Source organism: Cognaticolwellia aestuarii (assembly GCF_002000025.1).
Classification (GTDB): Bacteria; Pseudomonadota; Gammaproteobacteria; order Enterobacterales; family Alteromonadaceae; genus Cognaticolwellia; species Cognaticolwellia aestuarii.
In genome coordinates this window covers 1-15009 of record NZ_MUZV01000007.1, presented here as the reverse complement: position 1 = coordinate 15009, position 15009 = coordinate 1, and the positions used below count along the sequence as shown (strand labels likewise).

15 protein-coding genes and 2 rRNA genes are annotated in these 15009 nt (G+C 38.3%); 5 read left to right on the top strand and 12 right to left on the bottom strand.

Annotation, left to right across the window (positions count from 1 at the left end; genetic code table 11):
- Positions 1-16: 16 nt before the first annotated feature.
- The 3 genes from B0169_RS11665 to B0169_RS11655 form a co-directional block, all read right to left on the bottom strand.
- Positions 17-883: a Rossmann-fold NAD(P)-binding domain-containing protein gene (locus B0169_RS11665; RefSeq protein ID WP_077286166.1), complete on the bottom strand. Its 867-nt coding sequence runs from the start codon at positions 881-883 to the stop codon at positions 17-19.
- Positions 884-925: 42 nt separating this feature from the next.
- A complete protein-coding gene (locus tag B0169_RS11660) occupies positions 926-1402 on the bottom strand; it encodes a nuclear transport factor 2 family protein (protein WP_077286165.1) in 477 nt (158 codons plus the stop codon).
- A gap of 95 nt (positions 1403-1497) precedes the next feature.
- Positions 1498-2415 (bottom strand): bifunctional GNAT family N-acetyltransferase/hotdog fold thioesterase, encoded by a 918-nt coding sequence (locus B0169_RS11655; protein ID WP_077286164.1) that lies wholly within the window; start codon positions 2413-2415, stop codon positions 1498-1500.
- Positions 2416-2484: 69 nt separating this feature from the next.
- Here B0169_RS11655 and B0169_RS11650 point away from each other — a divergent pair, with 69 nt between their 5' ends.
- On the top strand, positions 2485-3252 hold the full coding sequence (locus B0169_RS11650) for a polyamine aminopropyltransferase (protein WP_077286163.1): 768 nt from the start codon (positions 2485-2487) through the stop codon (positions 3250-3252).
- Positions 3253-3263: 11 nt separating this feature from the next.
- Here B0169_RS11650 and dtd read toward each other — a convergent pair whose 3' ends face one another.
- From dtd to typA, 6 genes are all read right to left on the bottom strand, one after another.
- On the bottom strand, positions 3264-3701 hold the full coding sequence (gene dtd, locus B0169_RS11645) for a D-aminoacyl-tRNA deacylase (protein ID WP_077286162.1): 438 nt from the start codon (positions 3699-3701) through the stop codon (positions 3264-3266).
- A gap of 5 nt (positions 3702-3706) precedes the next feature.
- The gene (pip, locus tag B0169_RS11640) at positions 3707-4675 is read right to left on the bottom strand and encodes a prolyl aminopeptidase (protein WP_077286161.1); all 969 of its coding nucleotides are present in this window, start codon (positions 4673-4675) and stop codon (positions 3707-3709) included.
- Between the two features lie 82 nt (positions 4676-4757).
- Positions 4758-5636 (bottom strand): virulence factor BrkB family protein, encoded by an 879-nt coding sequence (locus B0169_RS11635; protein WP_077286160.1) that lies wholly within the window; start codon positions 5634-5636, stop codon positions 4758-4760.
- A gap of 255 nt (positions 5637-5891) precedes the next feature.
- Positions 5892-6056 carry a hypothetical protein gene (locus B0169_RS19245; protein ID WP_158077084.1) on the bottom strand — a complete coding sequence of 55 codons (165 nt, stop codon included), beginning with the start codon at positions 6054-6056 and terminating at the stop codon, positions 5892-5894.
- 33 nt (positions 6057-6089) lie between these two features.
- The gene (locus tag B0169_RS11630) at positions 6090-6272 is read right to left on the bottom strand and encodes a hypothetical protein (RefSeq protein ID WP_077286159.1); all 183 of its coding nucleotides are present in this window, start codon (positions 6270-6272) and stop codon (positions 6090-6092) included.
- A gap of 310 nt (positions 6273-6582) precedes the next feature.
- A complete protein-coding gene (gene typA / locus B0169_RS11625) occupies positions 6583-8400 on the bottom strand; it encodes a translational GTPase TypA (RefSeq protein WP_077286158.1) in 1818 nt (605 codons plus the stop codon).
- A 345-nt stretch (positions 8401-8745) separates the two neighbouring features.
- Here typA and glnA point away from each other — a divergent pair, with 345 nt between their 5' ends.
- The 4 genes from glnA to glnG all read left to right on the top strand — a co-directional run bounded on the left by glnA (position 8746) and on the right by glnG (position 13364).
- Positions 8746-10152, top strand: coding sequence for a glutamate--ammonia ligase (gene glnA / locus B0169_RS11620; protein WP_077286157.1), 1407 nt, complete (start codon positions 8746-8748; stop codon positions 10150-10152).
- A 113-nt stretch (positions 10153-10265) separates the two neighbouring features.
- Positions 10266-10793: a DUF4124 domain-containing protein gene (locus tag B0169_RS11615; RefSeq protein ID WP_143323528.1), complete on the top strand. Its 528-nt coding sequence runs from the start codon at positions 10266-10268 to the stop codon at positions 10791-10793.
- A 76-nt stretch (positions 10794-10869) separates the two neighbouring features.
- Entirely contained in the window at positions 10870-11958 is a 1089-nt protein-coding gene (glnL, locus tag B0169_RS11610) for a nitrogen regulation protein NR(II) (protein WP_077286156.1), read from the top strand.
- Positions 11955-13364: a nitrogen regulation protein NR(I) gene (glnG, locus tag B0169_RS11605; protein ID WP_077286155.1), complete on the top strand. Its 1410-nt coding sequence runs from the start codon at positions 11955-11957 to the stop codon at positions 13362-13364. The genes glnL and glnG overlap by 4 nt, the downstream gene beginning before the upstream one ends.
- 24 nt (positions 13365-13388) lie before the next feature.
- Here the strand turns inward: glnG and epmA are convergent, their stop codons facing one another.
- The 3 genes from epmA to rrf (B0169_RS11590) all read right to left on the bottom strand — a co-directional run bounded on the left by epmA (position 13389) and on the right by rrf (B0169_RS11590) (position 14870).
- The gene (epmA, locus tag B0169_RS11600; RefSeq protein WP_077286154.1) at positions 13389-14366 is read right to left on the bottom strand and encodes an elongation factor P--(R)-beta-lysine ligase; all 978 of its coding nucleotides are present in this window, start codon (positions 14364-14366) and stop codon (positions 13389-13391) included.
- Between the two features lie 177 nt (positions 14367-14543).
- Positions 14544-14658 (bottom strand): 5S ribosomal RNA (gene rrf / locus B0169_RS11595).
- 97 nt (positions 14659-14755) lie between these two features.
- A 5S ribosomal RNA gene (gene rrf / locus B0169_RS11590) occupies positions 14756-14870 on the bottom strand.
- Positions 14871-15009: the final 139 nt, after the last annotated feature.

Sequence of the window (15009 nt, the reverse complement as noted above, 5' to 3'; positions counted from 1 at the left end):
TGAGCACTACTAATGCTTAGAGCGCAACCAATTGCAACCCTACAGCCCATTGTAATAAATCATCATAAACATAGTGGTATTGTAAATCTGCCCGAAGCTTGTCACCAACAACCTGCTTACTTGCCTGCTCACCTTGCTCTGGTTCAAAGCGTGGCAAAGGCAAGCCTAAAGCTTGTGCCGCGGCTTGATAGTAACCTTTACGATCAATTTTAGTATGACTGACTACATTGTAAACAACCGTGGATTGAGAAGTGTTGTTATCAATCAATAGCCTAATGATATTAACCACGTCAGCTTGATGTACTAAATTCACTTGCGCACCAGCATGAGCAAAAATACGCTTTGATTGCAAAAATTTGCCAGGATGACGGTTAGGCCCCACTAAACCTGCCAAGCGTAAAATATGCACTTGCTTAGAAAATTCCCTTACCGCTTGCTCAGCAGCTAGTAGTGTTTCAACCTTTGCAGCAGTAATATCTAAGCGGCTATTTTCATCAATAGCTCCCGCTAAACCATTATAGATAGCCGTAGAATTTAATAAAATAATATGTTGAGTATTCCCTTGCTCAGCTAACTTTACTAATTGTTTAATTTTGAGTGGATAATCTAACTTACCTTTTTTTATTTGTGGTGGGATAGCAATAATTAGTACGTCATTTTCAAATAACGCCTGATCCACATCTATGGTGTTACTCGTGCTTTCTATAGCATTTATATCTACAGCAAGTGGTAATACAAGCGGCGTAGCAGGTATATTTAAGCGATTGAGTTTTTCCAATGTTGCCTGAGATTGATAACTTGCAAGTACAGGAATATTCTCAGATAACAAAACTGTTGCAAGTGCTTGGCCTAACCAACCACAACCTATAATACTAACGCTCATAGACCCAATATCTCCAAAAATTATTCATTATTAGTACAACGACTAATCGGTACTTTTAGCTTTATTAGTACGATAGTCTTTTATTACTTCTACTACATCACCAGCGATAGCATTAGGGACCGGAATTGACAAATTATACTGAAGTATCTTCCAACCATGCTCGGTATTAATCAATAAACCACTGCCACGACAGCGACCATAGTTTTTGTTGAATAATAGTTCATCGAAAAAAACAATCTCATTAACTTGAGCAACGCTAATATGGCGCTCAATTGGTTGATATAACCAACCTCTTCCTTGACTAAAATAAGGCTTAACAAAAGCGGAGAATTGAGCTTTATTCCATCGCTCGCCACCATCCGTACCGAGAAAAACCGAATTTTTTGCTAATAAATCAATATATTGATCGTAATTAGCTTCCGCTGCCGCTTGATGAAATTTATTTAATAACTGCTCAATATCTTCATTTGCTGAGCTAAAAAAGCTAAGCCAGAATAAACTCAAAATAACTTTATACATATCGATAACTCTTGTGCTGAAAGTGACCAAACGCTATTTGAGCTATGAATTCAATAAGCCAAAATAACACGATTTTAAACTGTTTTATTTGAGGTTTATTTATCCGCTAACATGAGTTTATCTCTTTTTAAAACGGCCACATAGGCGCCAGTAAATAGCGCTACGGTTTTATCGCCACAACATACTTGAACTTCGATGGAAAAGCGTGCATTTTTGCCTAAAGCCAATGCATCACCATTACCGGTTACTAAAGTCTGACAAGTTTGTGCATGCGCAACACCTGCTAATGGTGCTAGATAGCGAATATTCCCCTCTGCTAAAACAATATCAGCCTGCTGTTGATAGGCTTGCAAGGCAAAATAAACCCACGCCCAACCGGTTAATGTTGCCAAGGTATAAATACTGCCGGCAAACATCGTGTGATGTAAGTTTTTATTAAACCCGGGATCACAATGGGTCACTAACTGTTGTTGGTCAAAGTAGCAGATATTAATATTCATCGCTTGGCTTAATGGAATAGTTTGATGCCATAGTGTTTGTAAAGCTTCTGATTTTTCGCTTAAATGCTTATTTGAATGATTAAGGTGCTTGCTCATTTTAGTATGTGGTACTTTGCCATAAAGCAGGTGTGAGAAACCTTGATCTTTATATCCAAGTTGTAGATAAAAGCCAATAGCATTTTCTCTCGCATTAAGCTCTATACTGCTCACCCCTACTTTTCTAGCAATACCCTCTAGCTCTGTTAGTAATATTCTACCTAGCCCTTTACCTTTTGCTGTTTCAGCAATAGCCATATAACGCACTTGTGCTTTATATTGCCCACTTTTATGTAAGCGACCAACACCAATAACATTACCCATATCATCCAAGATAACGCGATGGTATGATTGCGACTCTAGCTCATCTTGTTCACTACCTTTAGGTTGCTGCCAAGGGCTACGCAACACTTGCCAACGAAGTTGATAATAAGCATCTAACTCAGCCTGATTTTTGGGTGCTCTACATAGGTACATTGTCTATTCTTATCACAAAGGAAATAAATAATTGCTTAGCTACTTTTAATTTTGGGAATCAAATTACACGTGAAACTAACTAAACATGTTGCTCAAGGGCACATAGTGTACCTCAGTAATGATGCAGACCAAATATCCATTAGTGAAAATATGCACTACCGATGGTTAATGTTTGATGATGTTATTCAAAGTGTCATGCATTTACGCCAACCAGAAAAATTAACGTTACCGCATCAGTATGCGGTGCTAATGCCACTACTTTTTTTTAAAGCTGAAAAGGTAGTCGAATTAGGCTTAGGTGGAGGTAACATTAGTCGATTTTTAACCACACTAAATTCAAATATTGATGTGGTAAGCGTGGAGCTTTCTAGCCAAGTTATCCATTGTTTCAAGCGATTTTTTAATCCGTTACAGCATAACATGAGTATTGAAAATAACGCAGCACTGACATGGTTACAAGAGCATGACAGCAGTGATAACCAAGCAGTCGACTGGCTAATTTGTGATGTATATCAACATCATGCAGATAGCTTTACAAACCGAGTGAAATTATTAACGGCACTAATAGATAACTTAACAAATGATGCTTGTTTAACGATCAATCTACCTGACCTTGACGATCATGAAGTAAACCTTTGCTTAACAATATTAAAACAATTACAAAGCTCACATCAAATCATCTATTTTCATATTCCACGCTACCTTAATATTGTCATACATTTACTTCCTAGTCACTGGCCAATAACTAATCTAAAAAAGCGCTCTAAAGCCACTTATCTGCCCTTATGGCAATATCGTCGCTGGCAACAGTTTTTTTCTCACCATATCAGTACGTAATATTGTTTTCATTAGACCTGTAAATGAATCGTCACGGGGCCATCATTAAGCAACCTTACTTGCATATCAGCACCAAATATACCGGTTGGCACTGCAAAGCCTTGCGCTCGTAAATTTTGACAAAAACACTGATATAACCTGTTACTCATTTCTGGCGATGCCGCGCTAGTAAAACTTGGTCGTAGCCCTTTTGCCGTGTTAGCAGCAAGGGTAAACTGAGAAACAACTAATATTTCACCGTTGACTTGCTTAACGTTTAAATTCATTTTGTCATTTTCATCGGTGAAAATTCGATAGCCTGCCACTCGTTCAGCTAAACGTTTAGCTTTTGCCTCAGTATCTTGAGGTTCAATGGCTAATAACACCAATAAGCCATGATCTATTTCACCAACGACTTTATTATCGACACTAACACTCGCTTCTAACACCCTTTGTAATAAGGCAATCATTTACTTTAACTTCCCCGTTCAGCAATAAAACTGGCCATAGTATCTGCTGCTTTGCAAAAGCCATCAATAGTTTGCGTTTCAAAACCACCATGACCAGCTTTAGGCAGTATTTGTAATTGAGCATTTGGCCATGCTTTTACCAACTTATCGGCATAGCGCATTTGGCAAACCATGTCATAACGGCCATGTAAAATAATCCCAGGTATTGCTTTAATTTTTTCGATAGCCGTTAAAATAAAACCTTCATCAATAAAACAGTTATTAACGAAATAGTAACTTGATATTTTTGCCATACATAACGCTTGATGAGCATCCGTTATATGATGAGGTTCAATATTATGATGCTCTATTGTCGATAACCTCAGTTCCCATAGACACCAAGCTTTACTGGCTGCAATAGCCGCAATTTCATTATCCCCAGTTAATAAATCGTAATAGCCTTGTAATGTGCTAGCACATTGAATATCTGCACATTGCTCAATAAACTCTCGATAGTACTCAGGAAAAAAACCCGCTGCACCATCCTGAGTATACAGCCAGTCATATTCAGCTGCAGTACCGAGAAAAATCCCTCTTAAAATAAAAGCTAATACACGCTCTGGGTGCGCTATACCATAGAGCAAAGCCAAAGTTGTGCCCCAAGAGCCTCCGGTAACTAACCATTGCGATATTTTTAAATGTTTACGAATAGCTTCCATATCATTAATTAAATGATTCGGTGTATTTTGATGCAAACTCGGAGAAGGTTTAGAGCGTCCACAACCTCGTTGGTCAAATAAAATGATTCGATATTTTTCAGGATCAAAATATCGCCGATGATTTTTAGATGAGCCACCACCGGGTCCACCATGCAGATAAATCACCGGAATACCATTGGGATTACCTGATTGCTCAAGATAGAGTTGATGACCATCACCAACACCAAGCCATTCTTGTTGATAGGCACCAATATTTGGAAAGAGCACTCTAGACATAAAATCCACCTTTAAAGAAAACTTTGTTAGTTTAGTTGCTTAACCATTGAATAGCGATGCTGAGCAACCAAGGGAAACAATATTAATCTGTATTTTGCTTTAAGGCAGCCAGTTTATTTTTTTCATCAAAGTCTTCGAGCGATACGGTAAACAATGCCCCAATCAGTACCACAAGCCAGCTTAAATATACCCATAAAAATAAAATAGGAATACTCGATAAAGCCCCGTAAATAGCTTGATAAGATAGCTGTTGCGTTACATAAATTGCAAAAGCCTTCTTAGCAACTTCAAATAAAATTGCAGCTAAAGCAGCACCGGCAAAAGCAAACTTAACTGGCACTACTTTATTAGGCACAACCATATATAAGATAAAAAAAGCAGCTATTGAGGCAAATAATGGTAAGGCCCTAACAAATATATTTGTTAAGCCAAGTAGATCATAATCCCCCAAAGACACTAAAGAAAGAATATAAGAGCTCATTACTAGGCTACTACCAACTAATACAGGCCCTAGTGTCAACACCATCCAGTACATTGAAAATGACGTTATCACTCTGCGCTTTTCATCCACCCGCCATAATTTATTTAAACATTTATCAATAGCAGAAATGAGCATCATGGCAAAAATAAATAGTGCGGTGATCGCGACAGCTGACATTTTAGAAGCATTGCTGACAAAGCCGGTAATATGCTCTTGTACCACATCGCCAGAGGCAGGAACAAAGTTTTGATAGACAAAATTTTCTATCAGCTCTCGAATTTCAGAAAAAATTGGGAAGGCGGTCATCACAGATAGCATCACAACCATTAACGGCACTAACGACATTAACGTAACGTAAGATAAATAGCCTGCAGTAACATGAATACGCTCTTTGTTAAAATTGTTTAGAAACAATGACAAAAAGCCTATGACTGACTCGACATAAGGATGTGTTTTTACTTCTTCTAATTTAGGATGCATATAAATTACTAATGAACGGCATTATCTTAATAGTAAGACAATAGCTAAAATAACTGTAATGACAATATCAATAACACTAGGTTTCAGTTTTTATACATACAATAATACGTGCTATGAAGAAACAATAGTAAAATAGATTTGACGCTGTTTAAATTAGAGTAGCATAAAGAAACTTTTAATAAAATCAGCCGACTAAGTAAGAGATTAAAAACGATATAATTGTGCAATAGACGGAGGATAAAACTGCAATTTTGATTAGTGTGAAGGCAAGGTTTGCTTAATGTTTTCTTCAGGCCAACTGGCTAACTGGTTAATTTCAGCCAAAAGAGCTGATAATTGTTTAACTTGCTTTGGGCCAGCCGAGCCCTGTGCAAACAATTGATTTAACTGTTGTAATTTTTTTAGTTGCTCTGGAGACATTAAGAAATTTCCTTTTTCTTTTATCGTTAACGATTAACTTGCTGAACGTCTTTTTTCTAAGGGAAACACAACCGTATTATTTTTCACTATATCACGGCCATCACTAATAAACTCATCATATAGTTCATCAAGCTCACGCTTTTCTAAATATTTCGCATTATTGGCAACAGCTTTTTCAAATAGACAATTTAGCCTTGCTAGCTTATCAGGTTCCATGATCTTCGCTCTCCTAATGTCATAGTTTTATGAACATTTTATATACTTAAATATAGCAGCTAAAAAACTTTCTAAAAGGCAGGGAAAATGCAATCAGTGAATATAATTACGTTTCTTAAAATATTTTCAACGTTTAAATTTTAACACTATGATTTTTATAAGCTAAATACAAAACCGAAGACATAAGAATTACATAAGTAGCTGACAGTTTAAGATATGTCTTACATAAACTATCTCTTCATGGCAAAAAGACAAAAAAAAACCATTCGAATTTCTTCGAATGGTTTTTTAATAAACGATTAACTATGGCTTATTTAACGCCACGACCTTCACGTTTACGATCTGTTTCTTTCAACGATTTTTTACGAATACGGATGTTTTCTGGTGTAACTTCAACTAACTCATCATTATCGATAAACTCTAATGCTTGCTCTAAAGACATAATGATAGGTGGCGTTAATGTTTGCGCTTCATCAGTACCAGATGAACGAACGTTAGTTAACTGCTTACCTTTAAGCGCGTTCACTGTTAAGTCGTTATCACGACTATGAATACCGATAACTTGTCCTTCATAAATATCAACACCGTGACCAATTAGCATACGACCACGAGACTGTAAGTTAAAGATAGCGTTAGTTAGTGCTTTACCGGTTGCGTTAGCGATCATTACACCGTTTTTACGCTGGCCGATTTCGCCGCCTTTATGAGGACCATACTCAAAAAATGTATGATAAATCAAACCAGAACCTGACGTTAATGTCATAAATTCAGTTTGGAAACCAATTAAACCACGACTTGGCATAATGAAGTCCATACGGATACGACCAGTACCGTCTGGTGCCATGTCAGTTAATTCAGCTTTACGAACACCCATTCTTTCCATGATAGGACCTTGATGCTGTTCTTCAACATCAATCGTAACAGTTTCGTATGGTTCTTGTAACTCACCATTAACTTCACGAATAATTACTTCTGGTCGTGATACTGCAATTTCAAAACCTTCACGACGCATGTTTTCAATTAGGATACCTAAATGAAGCTCACCACGACCTGATACTTTAAATTTATCAGCATCTTCAAGCTGCTCAACACGCAAAGCTACGTTATGAACCAACTCTTTGTCTAAGCGATCTTTGATGTTACGTGAAGTAACAAACTTACCTTCTTTACCACAAAATGGTGAAGTGTTTACTTGGAAAGTCATGTTAATCGTTGGCTCATCAACAGATAATGCAGGTAAGCCTTCGACTTCACTTGGACAACAGATAGTATCTGATATCTTTAATTCACCTAAACCAGTAATTGCAATAATATCACCGGCAAAACCTTCAGCAATATCATGACGCTCTAAACCTAGGTAACCGAATACTTTACCTACTTTAGCATTGTGTATGCCGCCGTTAGCTAACTGAATAGTTACTTGTTGATTTGGCTTAACAGAACCACGCGTAATACGACCAACACCGATAACACCTAAGTATGAGCTGTAATCAAGTTGAGAGATTTGCATTTGGAATGGACCATCTGGATCCGCTGTTGGTTGTGGTACTTCATTCAAAATAGTATCAAATAAAGGCGTCATATCAGTGCCAGTTGCGCCTTCTTCAAGCGTAGCCCAGCCGTTGATTGCTGAAGCATAAACAACTTTAAAATCAAGCTGTTCATCAGTTGCACCAAGATTATCAAATAATTCAAAAACTTGATCCATTACCCAATCAGGGCGAGAACCAGGCTTATCAACTTTATTAATAACTACAATTGGCTTTAAACCTTGTGCAAACGCTTTCTTCGTTACGAAACGCGTTTGTGGCATTGGACCTTCTTGAGCATCAACAATTAGTAGAACCGAATCTACCATTGACATTACACGTTCAACTTCACCACCAAAATCGGCATGGCCAGGGGTATCTACGATGTTGACACGGAAGCCGTTCCAGTTAATAGCCGTGTTTTTAGCTAAGATTGTGATACCACGTTCTTTTTCGATATCATTTGAATCCATCGTACGTTCTTCTAGACCGCCACGGGCGTCTAGCGTACCTGACTGTTCTAATAATTTATCGACTAAAGTGGTTTTTCCGTGGTCAACGTGAGCAATAATTGCCACATTTCTTAATTTATCTAACACAGGCGTTACTCGCTGTTACTATCGTTTATTGCTACATAAGCATATTAACGTTATAGGGCTACAATTGGGCGCGTATTATACAGGATGAGTAACCACAAATACACCACCAAGCAAAAATATAACCAACAAAAATATTCTCAGTTGATATACTGCTTATGATCAAATTGGAGCAGGCGCACCACAATGCAGCAGGAAGCGCACGCAAATGGTGCAGGCAAGTAAAGTCAAAAACATAAAAGGCTTATATTTCAATAGCTTTAGCTTTGGCACGTTATTGGCTTAAGCAGATGCAAACAAAATTAATTTTTTGAAAATTTAAAGAACTAACTACAACGGAGACTTTCAATGTCAAATGCAGTTTTAGATTTAATTAAAGAGCATGACGTCAAATTTGTTGACCTACGTTTTACTGATTCAAAAGGTAAAGAGCAACACGTTTCAATTCCTCATCATCAAGTAACTGAAGATTTTTTTGAAGACGGTAAAATGTTTGATGGTTCTTCAATTGAAGGATGGAAAGGTATAAATGAATCTGACATGGTAATGATGCCAGTTGCAGAGTCAGCAGTACTCGACCCTTTCACTGAAGCTGTAACACTAAATATTCGTTGTGACATTCTTGAGCCTGCAACAATGCAAGGCTATAGCCGTGATCCTCGTTCAGTAGCAAAACGCGCTGAAGACTACATGCGTAGCACCGGCATCGCAGATACAGTTCTGATCGGTCCTGAGCCTGAGTTCTTCGTTTTTGACGACGTTCGTTTCCACACAGATATGAGTGGTTCTTTTTATAAGATCGACGATAAAGAAGCTGCTTGGAATTCTGGCACTGAATACGAAGAAGGTAATATGGGACATCGTCCTGGTGTTAAAGGTGGCTATTTCCCTACATCACCAGTCGATTCATCACAAGATTTACGTTCTGCTATGTGTTTAGTCATGGAAGAAATGGGCTTAGTTGTTGAAGCACATCATCATGAAGTAGCGACCGCAGGTCAAAACGAAATCGCTTGTCGTTTTAATACTATGGTATTAAAAGCTGATGAAGTGCAAATCTACAAGTATGTTGTACATAATGTTGCACACGCATACGGTAAAACAGCTACCTTCATGCCTAAGCCAGTAGTTGGTGATAACGGCTCTGGTATGCATGTTCATCAATCACTTGCTAAAGATGGTGTGAATTTATTTGCCGGTGACAAATACGGCGGTTTATCTGAACTGGCACTTTACTACATTGGTGGCATTATCAAGCACGCCAAAGCATTAAATGCTTTTACTAACCCTTCAACAAACTCATATAAACGTTTGGTGCCACATTTTGAAGCGCCGGTGATGCTTGCATACTCTGCTCGTAACCGCTCAGCGTCTATTCGTATTCCAATTGTACCGTCACCAAAAGCAATGCGTATCGAAGCTCGCTTCCCTGATCCAGCAGCAAACCCTTACTTAGCATTCTCAGCATTACTGATGGCTGGTCTTGACGGTATTAAAAATAAAATTCATCCTGGTGATGCGATGGATAAAGATCTTTATGACCTACCTGCTGAAGAAGCTGCTGCAATTCCACAAGTTGCAACATCTTTAGGTGATGCTCTAGACTCTCTTGAAAGCGATATGGACTTCCTTCTAGAAGGTGGTGTCATGGACAAAGATATGATCGAAGCTTACATTGGTATAAAGCGTAAAGAAGTTGAACTATTAAACCAAACTACGCATCCTGTTGAATTTGATATGTACTACAGCGTGTAGAGAATTAAGTTAATCAACAATTAAATAAGCTCACTTCGGTGAGCTTTTTTTGTGGCACATTTCGCGTTATTTGGATAGATTAATAGTAGACCTATGTAACTAGGATATAACTTTTGACTTTCACAGTACGCTTTTGCATTTTGTTTATACTGCTCACACAAGCTTTTGCTGTCTATGCTAGCTCTGCTAAAATTTATGTCTGGCGTAACGAGCAAGGCGTATTAGTTTTTTCCGATAGCCCACAACCCGGTGCTGAAGAAGTCGATGTACAAACATCTAATACAATAAAGTCATCAATCAACACCTCTATTTTAGATATCAAGCCAAAGGTCATCAGCAATAGTTACCAAGTTGATATTTTCCAACCTAAGAACAACGCAACTATAAGAGATAACACCGGCTCAGTATATATTTCGGCGCGTATCAAACCTATCTTCAAACCGGGCTTAAAAATTCAATTATATTTAGATAACAGCCCCTACGAAAAACCACAAACCCATTCAGTATTTGCCCTTAGAAATATCGATAGAGGAGAACATCAAATAAAAATGTCCTTACTTGATGATAAAGGCAAGGTTATTGCAATATCTTCTCCAGTAACGTTTTATATGCACAGAGCGTCTGTTAATAAGGCAAATTAGCCTGATTTCAGTGCATATTGCACCATTTCTATTTACACTCGTTACTTAACGCACCACTTTAGTGCAGAGGAAAGTAATGCCTAGCAACGTTGTTAATTTAAAAAAAATAAAATTGCACTATCAACAAGCACTACCTAATCAAATGGTAACCGCTGTTGTAGTATTAGATCATGACTTGGCTATCTGTTATGTCAATCCAGCAGCCGAAGCGTTGCTAGTAAAAAGCTTAAGTAAGCTTTATCGTCTACCAATAGATCAAGTGTTTTATAATACGCCAATCAATAATAATCGTTTACAGCAACTACTGACCACAGGCCAAGAGTTCAGTGATAGCGATGTCACGATTGAATTTTTTGATCATCAACAAATCACCGTCGAGATCACAGCGTCATCTGTAATGTTTGAACAATGCCCTCATATTTTATTAGAGTTTAAACAAATAGATCAGCAAAAACAGATCAGCTCTGAAGCATTTCAACAGCAGCAGTGGGAATCAGCACGAGACTTAATTCGCGGCCTTGCACACGAAATTAAAAACCCGCTAGGTGGCCTTCGTGGAGCCGCTCAACTATTAGATTTAGAGCTAAATGTTGAGCAAAAAGAATATACTGCAATGATTATAGAGCAGGCAGATAGACTGACAAACCTCGTTGATCGTTTATTGGGGCCAAATCATTTACCGGTGATGAAATTACAGAATATTCATGCCATCATCGAAAAAGTTTTTCAGTTAACCCAATTTGATAACCCGAAAAACATCACATTAGCACGTGATTATGATCCATCCATTCCTGAACTCACATTTGATCAAGACAAGTTACAACAAACCATTATTAATATCGTCAATAACGCCATTCAAGCACTCGATGATAAAAGCAAGATAACTTTAAGAACACGTGCAGCTAGCAATAAAACCATAAATGGCAAACGTGTCAAACTATGTGCTGAAATCAGCATAATCGACAATGGCCCAGGTATCCCTGAGCATATACAAAGTACATTATTTTACCCTATGGTTTCTGGTAGAGCTTCAGGAACAGGCTTGGGCCTTTCTATTTGCCAGACAATCATTCATCAACATAACGGAAAATTATCCTGTAAAAGTAGGCCTGGGCATACGGAGTTTACTATTTTATTACCTTTTGATAGCGAGAAAAGCCAATGATCACCGAACAAGTATGGATAGTAGACGATGATAGCTCTATTAGATGGGTATTAGAAAAAGCCTTATCAAATGCCAACATCAGTGTTGGTACTTTTCACAACCCAGAAGATCTCTTAACCGCGTTAGAACACAATCAGCCTGAAGTCATTATTTCAGATATTCGCATGCCAAACATAGACGGCATGACGCTATTAGCCCAAATAAACGATCAGTTTGCTCATATACCGGTCATTATCATGACGGCACACTCGGATCTAGATAGTGCTGTCAACGCTTATCAAGGTGGGGCATTTGAATATTTACCAAAACCGTTTGATATTGATGACGCAATTACATTAGCCAACAGAGCACTAACCCATGCACAAGAACTAAAATCTAAAAAACAATTTAATGTTCCTTCAGTTAGTAGTGTCGGTATCATCGGTGCCGCACCATCAATGCAGGAGGTGTTTAGGGCTATTGGACGACTATCCCGTTCAAGTATAAGTGTCTTAATTAATGGCGAATCAGGAACAGGTAAAGAATTAGTTGCTCATGCGCTACATATGCACAGTCCTCGCTCTTCAGCTCCATTTATACCACTGAACATGGCTGCTATTCCAAAAGATTTAATTGAATCTGAGTTGTTTGGACATGAAAAAGGCGCATTCACCGGCGCTAATGCCGTACGCCAAGGTCGCTTCGAGCAAGCACATCAAGGAACGCTATTCTTAGATGAAATTGGCGATATGCCATTAGACATACAAACACGCTTACTTAGAGTCCTAGCAGACGGACAATTTTACCGAGTTGGTGGACATTCACCAATTCAGGTTGATGTCCGTATAATTGCCGCTACACATCAAAATTTAGAAGAACGTGTTAATAGTGGTGAGTTTCGCGAAGATTTATTTCATCGTCTCAACGTCATCAGGATTCAAATACCAAGTCTTAGTGAAAGAAAAGAAGATATCAGTCAACTAGCTCAGCATTTCTTAAAACAAGCAGCAAATGAGCTTTCAGTTGAAGTCAAAACACTACACAAAAATACCCTCGCTTATCTAGAGCAATGCGAATGGCCTGGCAATGTTAGACAGCTAGAAAATATTTGTCGCTTCCTAACCGTTATGGCAAGCGGTAAAGAAATTTTAATGACCGATTTACCGAGCGAGCTAACAGAAAAGCCAATGGTAATGCCGAACAGTTCAAAACATAGTTGGCAAGAAAGCTTAAAAACATGGGTAGACAATGAATTAGCCCTAGGTAAAAGTAATATCATTGAACAAGCTTTACCTGAATTCGAGAAAGTATTGTTAGAGAGTGCATTAAAACATACTCAAGGCCATAAACAAGAAGCAGCTAAGCGCTTAGGCTGGGGTAGAAATACCCTAACAAGAAAGCTAAAAGAGCTAAAAATGCCCGATTAATACGATGAAAAGCTAAAATGGCTTTTACGCACTCTCTATCGGAAAAGTCAGTACTTGTTCGATGTTGTTCACCGATAGTGCCAACATAACTAAGCGATCAATACCTAAAGCAACCCCAGCACAAGCAGGCAAACCGCATGCTAATGCTGATATAAAATTTTCATCAATAGCCCGCTGCACTTTGCCTAACTGCTTGCGGGTTTTATTATCCTGTTCAAAGCGCGATTTTTGCTGAGCGGCATCGGTCAACTCATGAAAACCGTTCGCGAGTTCAATACCTTTAAAATAGCACTCAAAACGTTCAGCGACACGAGGATCATTGACACTTATTTTTGCAAGTGATGCTTGGCTCGCTGGAAAGTGATAAACAAAACACGGAAGCTCTTTGCCAATACGAGGTTCAATCAACTCTGCCATAATAAATTGCAATAAAGTATCGACATCATCTTCTTTCTCTAACCAATCGCTCAACTTATCATGGCTAGCTATAAGTGAAATCAATTCAGCTTTCGAGGTAACTAAAGGATCAATTCCGACTTCTCTGATAAAAAGCGCTTGATAGCTAATTCGATCAACTTGCTGACAGCCCAGAACTAAGTTTAATAATTCGGCAAGTTCATCCATAAGCCTGAAATGATCAAAGCCAAGGCGATACCACTCCAAAATAGAAAACTCGGGGTTGTGATACCGACCATGTTGTTCATGGCGGAACGCTTTACAAATCTGATAACAACAGCCATAACCACTCGCCAATAGACGTTTCATAGCAAACTCTGGAGATGTTTGAGCATATAAAGCGACTGCTTCATCACAATGACTAGCTTCTGAGAAATGATACTGAGTAGTAAAAGCATCTAAATGTGCATCAGTAACCGTTGAATGTGAAAATATGGGCGTTTCAACTTCAACAACATTACGCGTTAAAAAAAACGACCTTATTTTAGTTAACACGTTGGCACGCAGTTTAGCATAATGCCAATCCATCGTAGGTTGCCATGACATAAATAAGTTCACCTTTAGGTTATCGAAAAAGGAAATCGCAACTGATTGAATAATAAATAATCTTCAAGTCATGCAATAGATATATTATTAATGCTAAATAATCACATAGTAGTGTAAATTAATTTAAACCAAGCAGCAAAAAGCCCGTTACTTTCGTAACGGGCTTTTTTAATAGGAGTCTGATAATGTCCTACTCTCACATGGGAACTCCCACACTACCATCGGCGCTAACACGTTTCACTTCTGAGTTCGGAATGGGATCAGGTGGTGCCATGTCGCTATTGTCATCAGACAAAAAACTTTATGAATTAATTAACTTATAAATTAGCTAAGTCATAAGGTTTAGGCAAAAAACCCGCAGCGTTAGCTACGGGTTTCTCTTAATAGAAGCCTAGCAATGTCCTACTCTCACATGGGAACTCCCACACTACCATCGGCGCTAACACGTTTCACTTCTGAGTTCGGAATGGGATCAGGTGGGGCCATGTCGCTATTGTCGCTAGACAAAAAGGGTACAATCTTGAAAGCCGTTCATTAAGACATGCCTTAATGATAATAAATACGTTTTGTTTTCTCTTATTCACACTATGTTATGCGTGATTTGTGTATTCCTACACACTTGTCAAACTTACCTACAAAACCA

Coding starts and splice junctions, on each gene's coding strand:
- glnG (WP_077286155.1), top strand. CDS start 11,955: ATGATCACCGAACAAGTATGGATAGTAGACGATGATAGCTCTATTAGA.
- glnA (WP_077286157.1), top strand. CDS start 8,746: ATGTCAAATGCAGTTTTAGATTTAATTAAAGAGCATGACGTCAAATTT.
- B0169_RS11635 (WP_077286160.1), bottom strand. CDS start 5,636: ATGCATCCTAAATTAGAAGAAGTAAAAACACATCCTTATGTCGAGTCA.
- B0169_RS19245 (WP_158077084.1), bottom strand. CDS start 6,056: ATGTCTCCAGAGCAACTAAAAAAATTACAACAGTTAAATCAATTGTTT.
- B0169_RS11665 (WP_077286166.1), bottom strand. CDS start 883: ATGAGCGTTAGTATTATAGGTTGTGGTTGGTTAGGCCAAGCACTTGCA.
- epmA (WP_077286154.1), bottom strand. CDS start 14,366: ATGTCATGGCAACCTACGATGGATTGGCATTATGCTAAACTGCGTGCC.
- dtd (WP_077286162.1), bottom strand. CDS start 3,701: ATGATTGCCTTATTACAAAGGGTGTTAGAAGCGAGTGTTAGTGTCGAT.
- B0169_RS11630 (WP_077286159.1), bottom strand. CDS start 6,272: ATGGAACCTGATAAGCTAGCAAGGCTAAATTGTCTATTTGAAAAAGCT.
- pip (WP_077286161.1), bottom strand. CDS start 4,675: ATGTCTAGAGTGCTCTTTCCAAATATTGGTGCCTATCAACAAGAATGG.
- B0169_RS11655 (WP_077286164.1), bottom strand. CDS start 2,415: ATGTACCTATGTAGAGCACCCAAAAATCAGGCTGAGTTAGATGCTTAT.
- B0169_RS11660 (WP_077286165.1), bottom strand. CDS start 1,402: ATGTATAAAGTTATTTTGAGTTTATTCTGGCTTAGCTTTTTTAGCTCA.
- glnL (WP_077286156.1), top strand. CDS start 10,870: ATGCCTAGCAACGTTGTTAATTTAAAAAAAATAAAATTGCACTATCAA.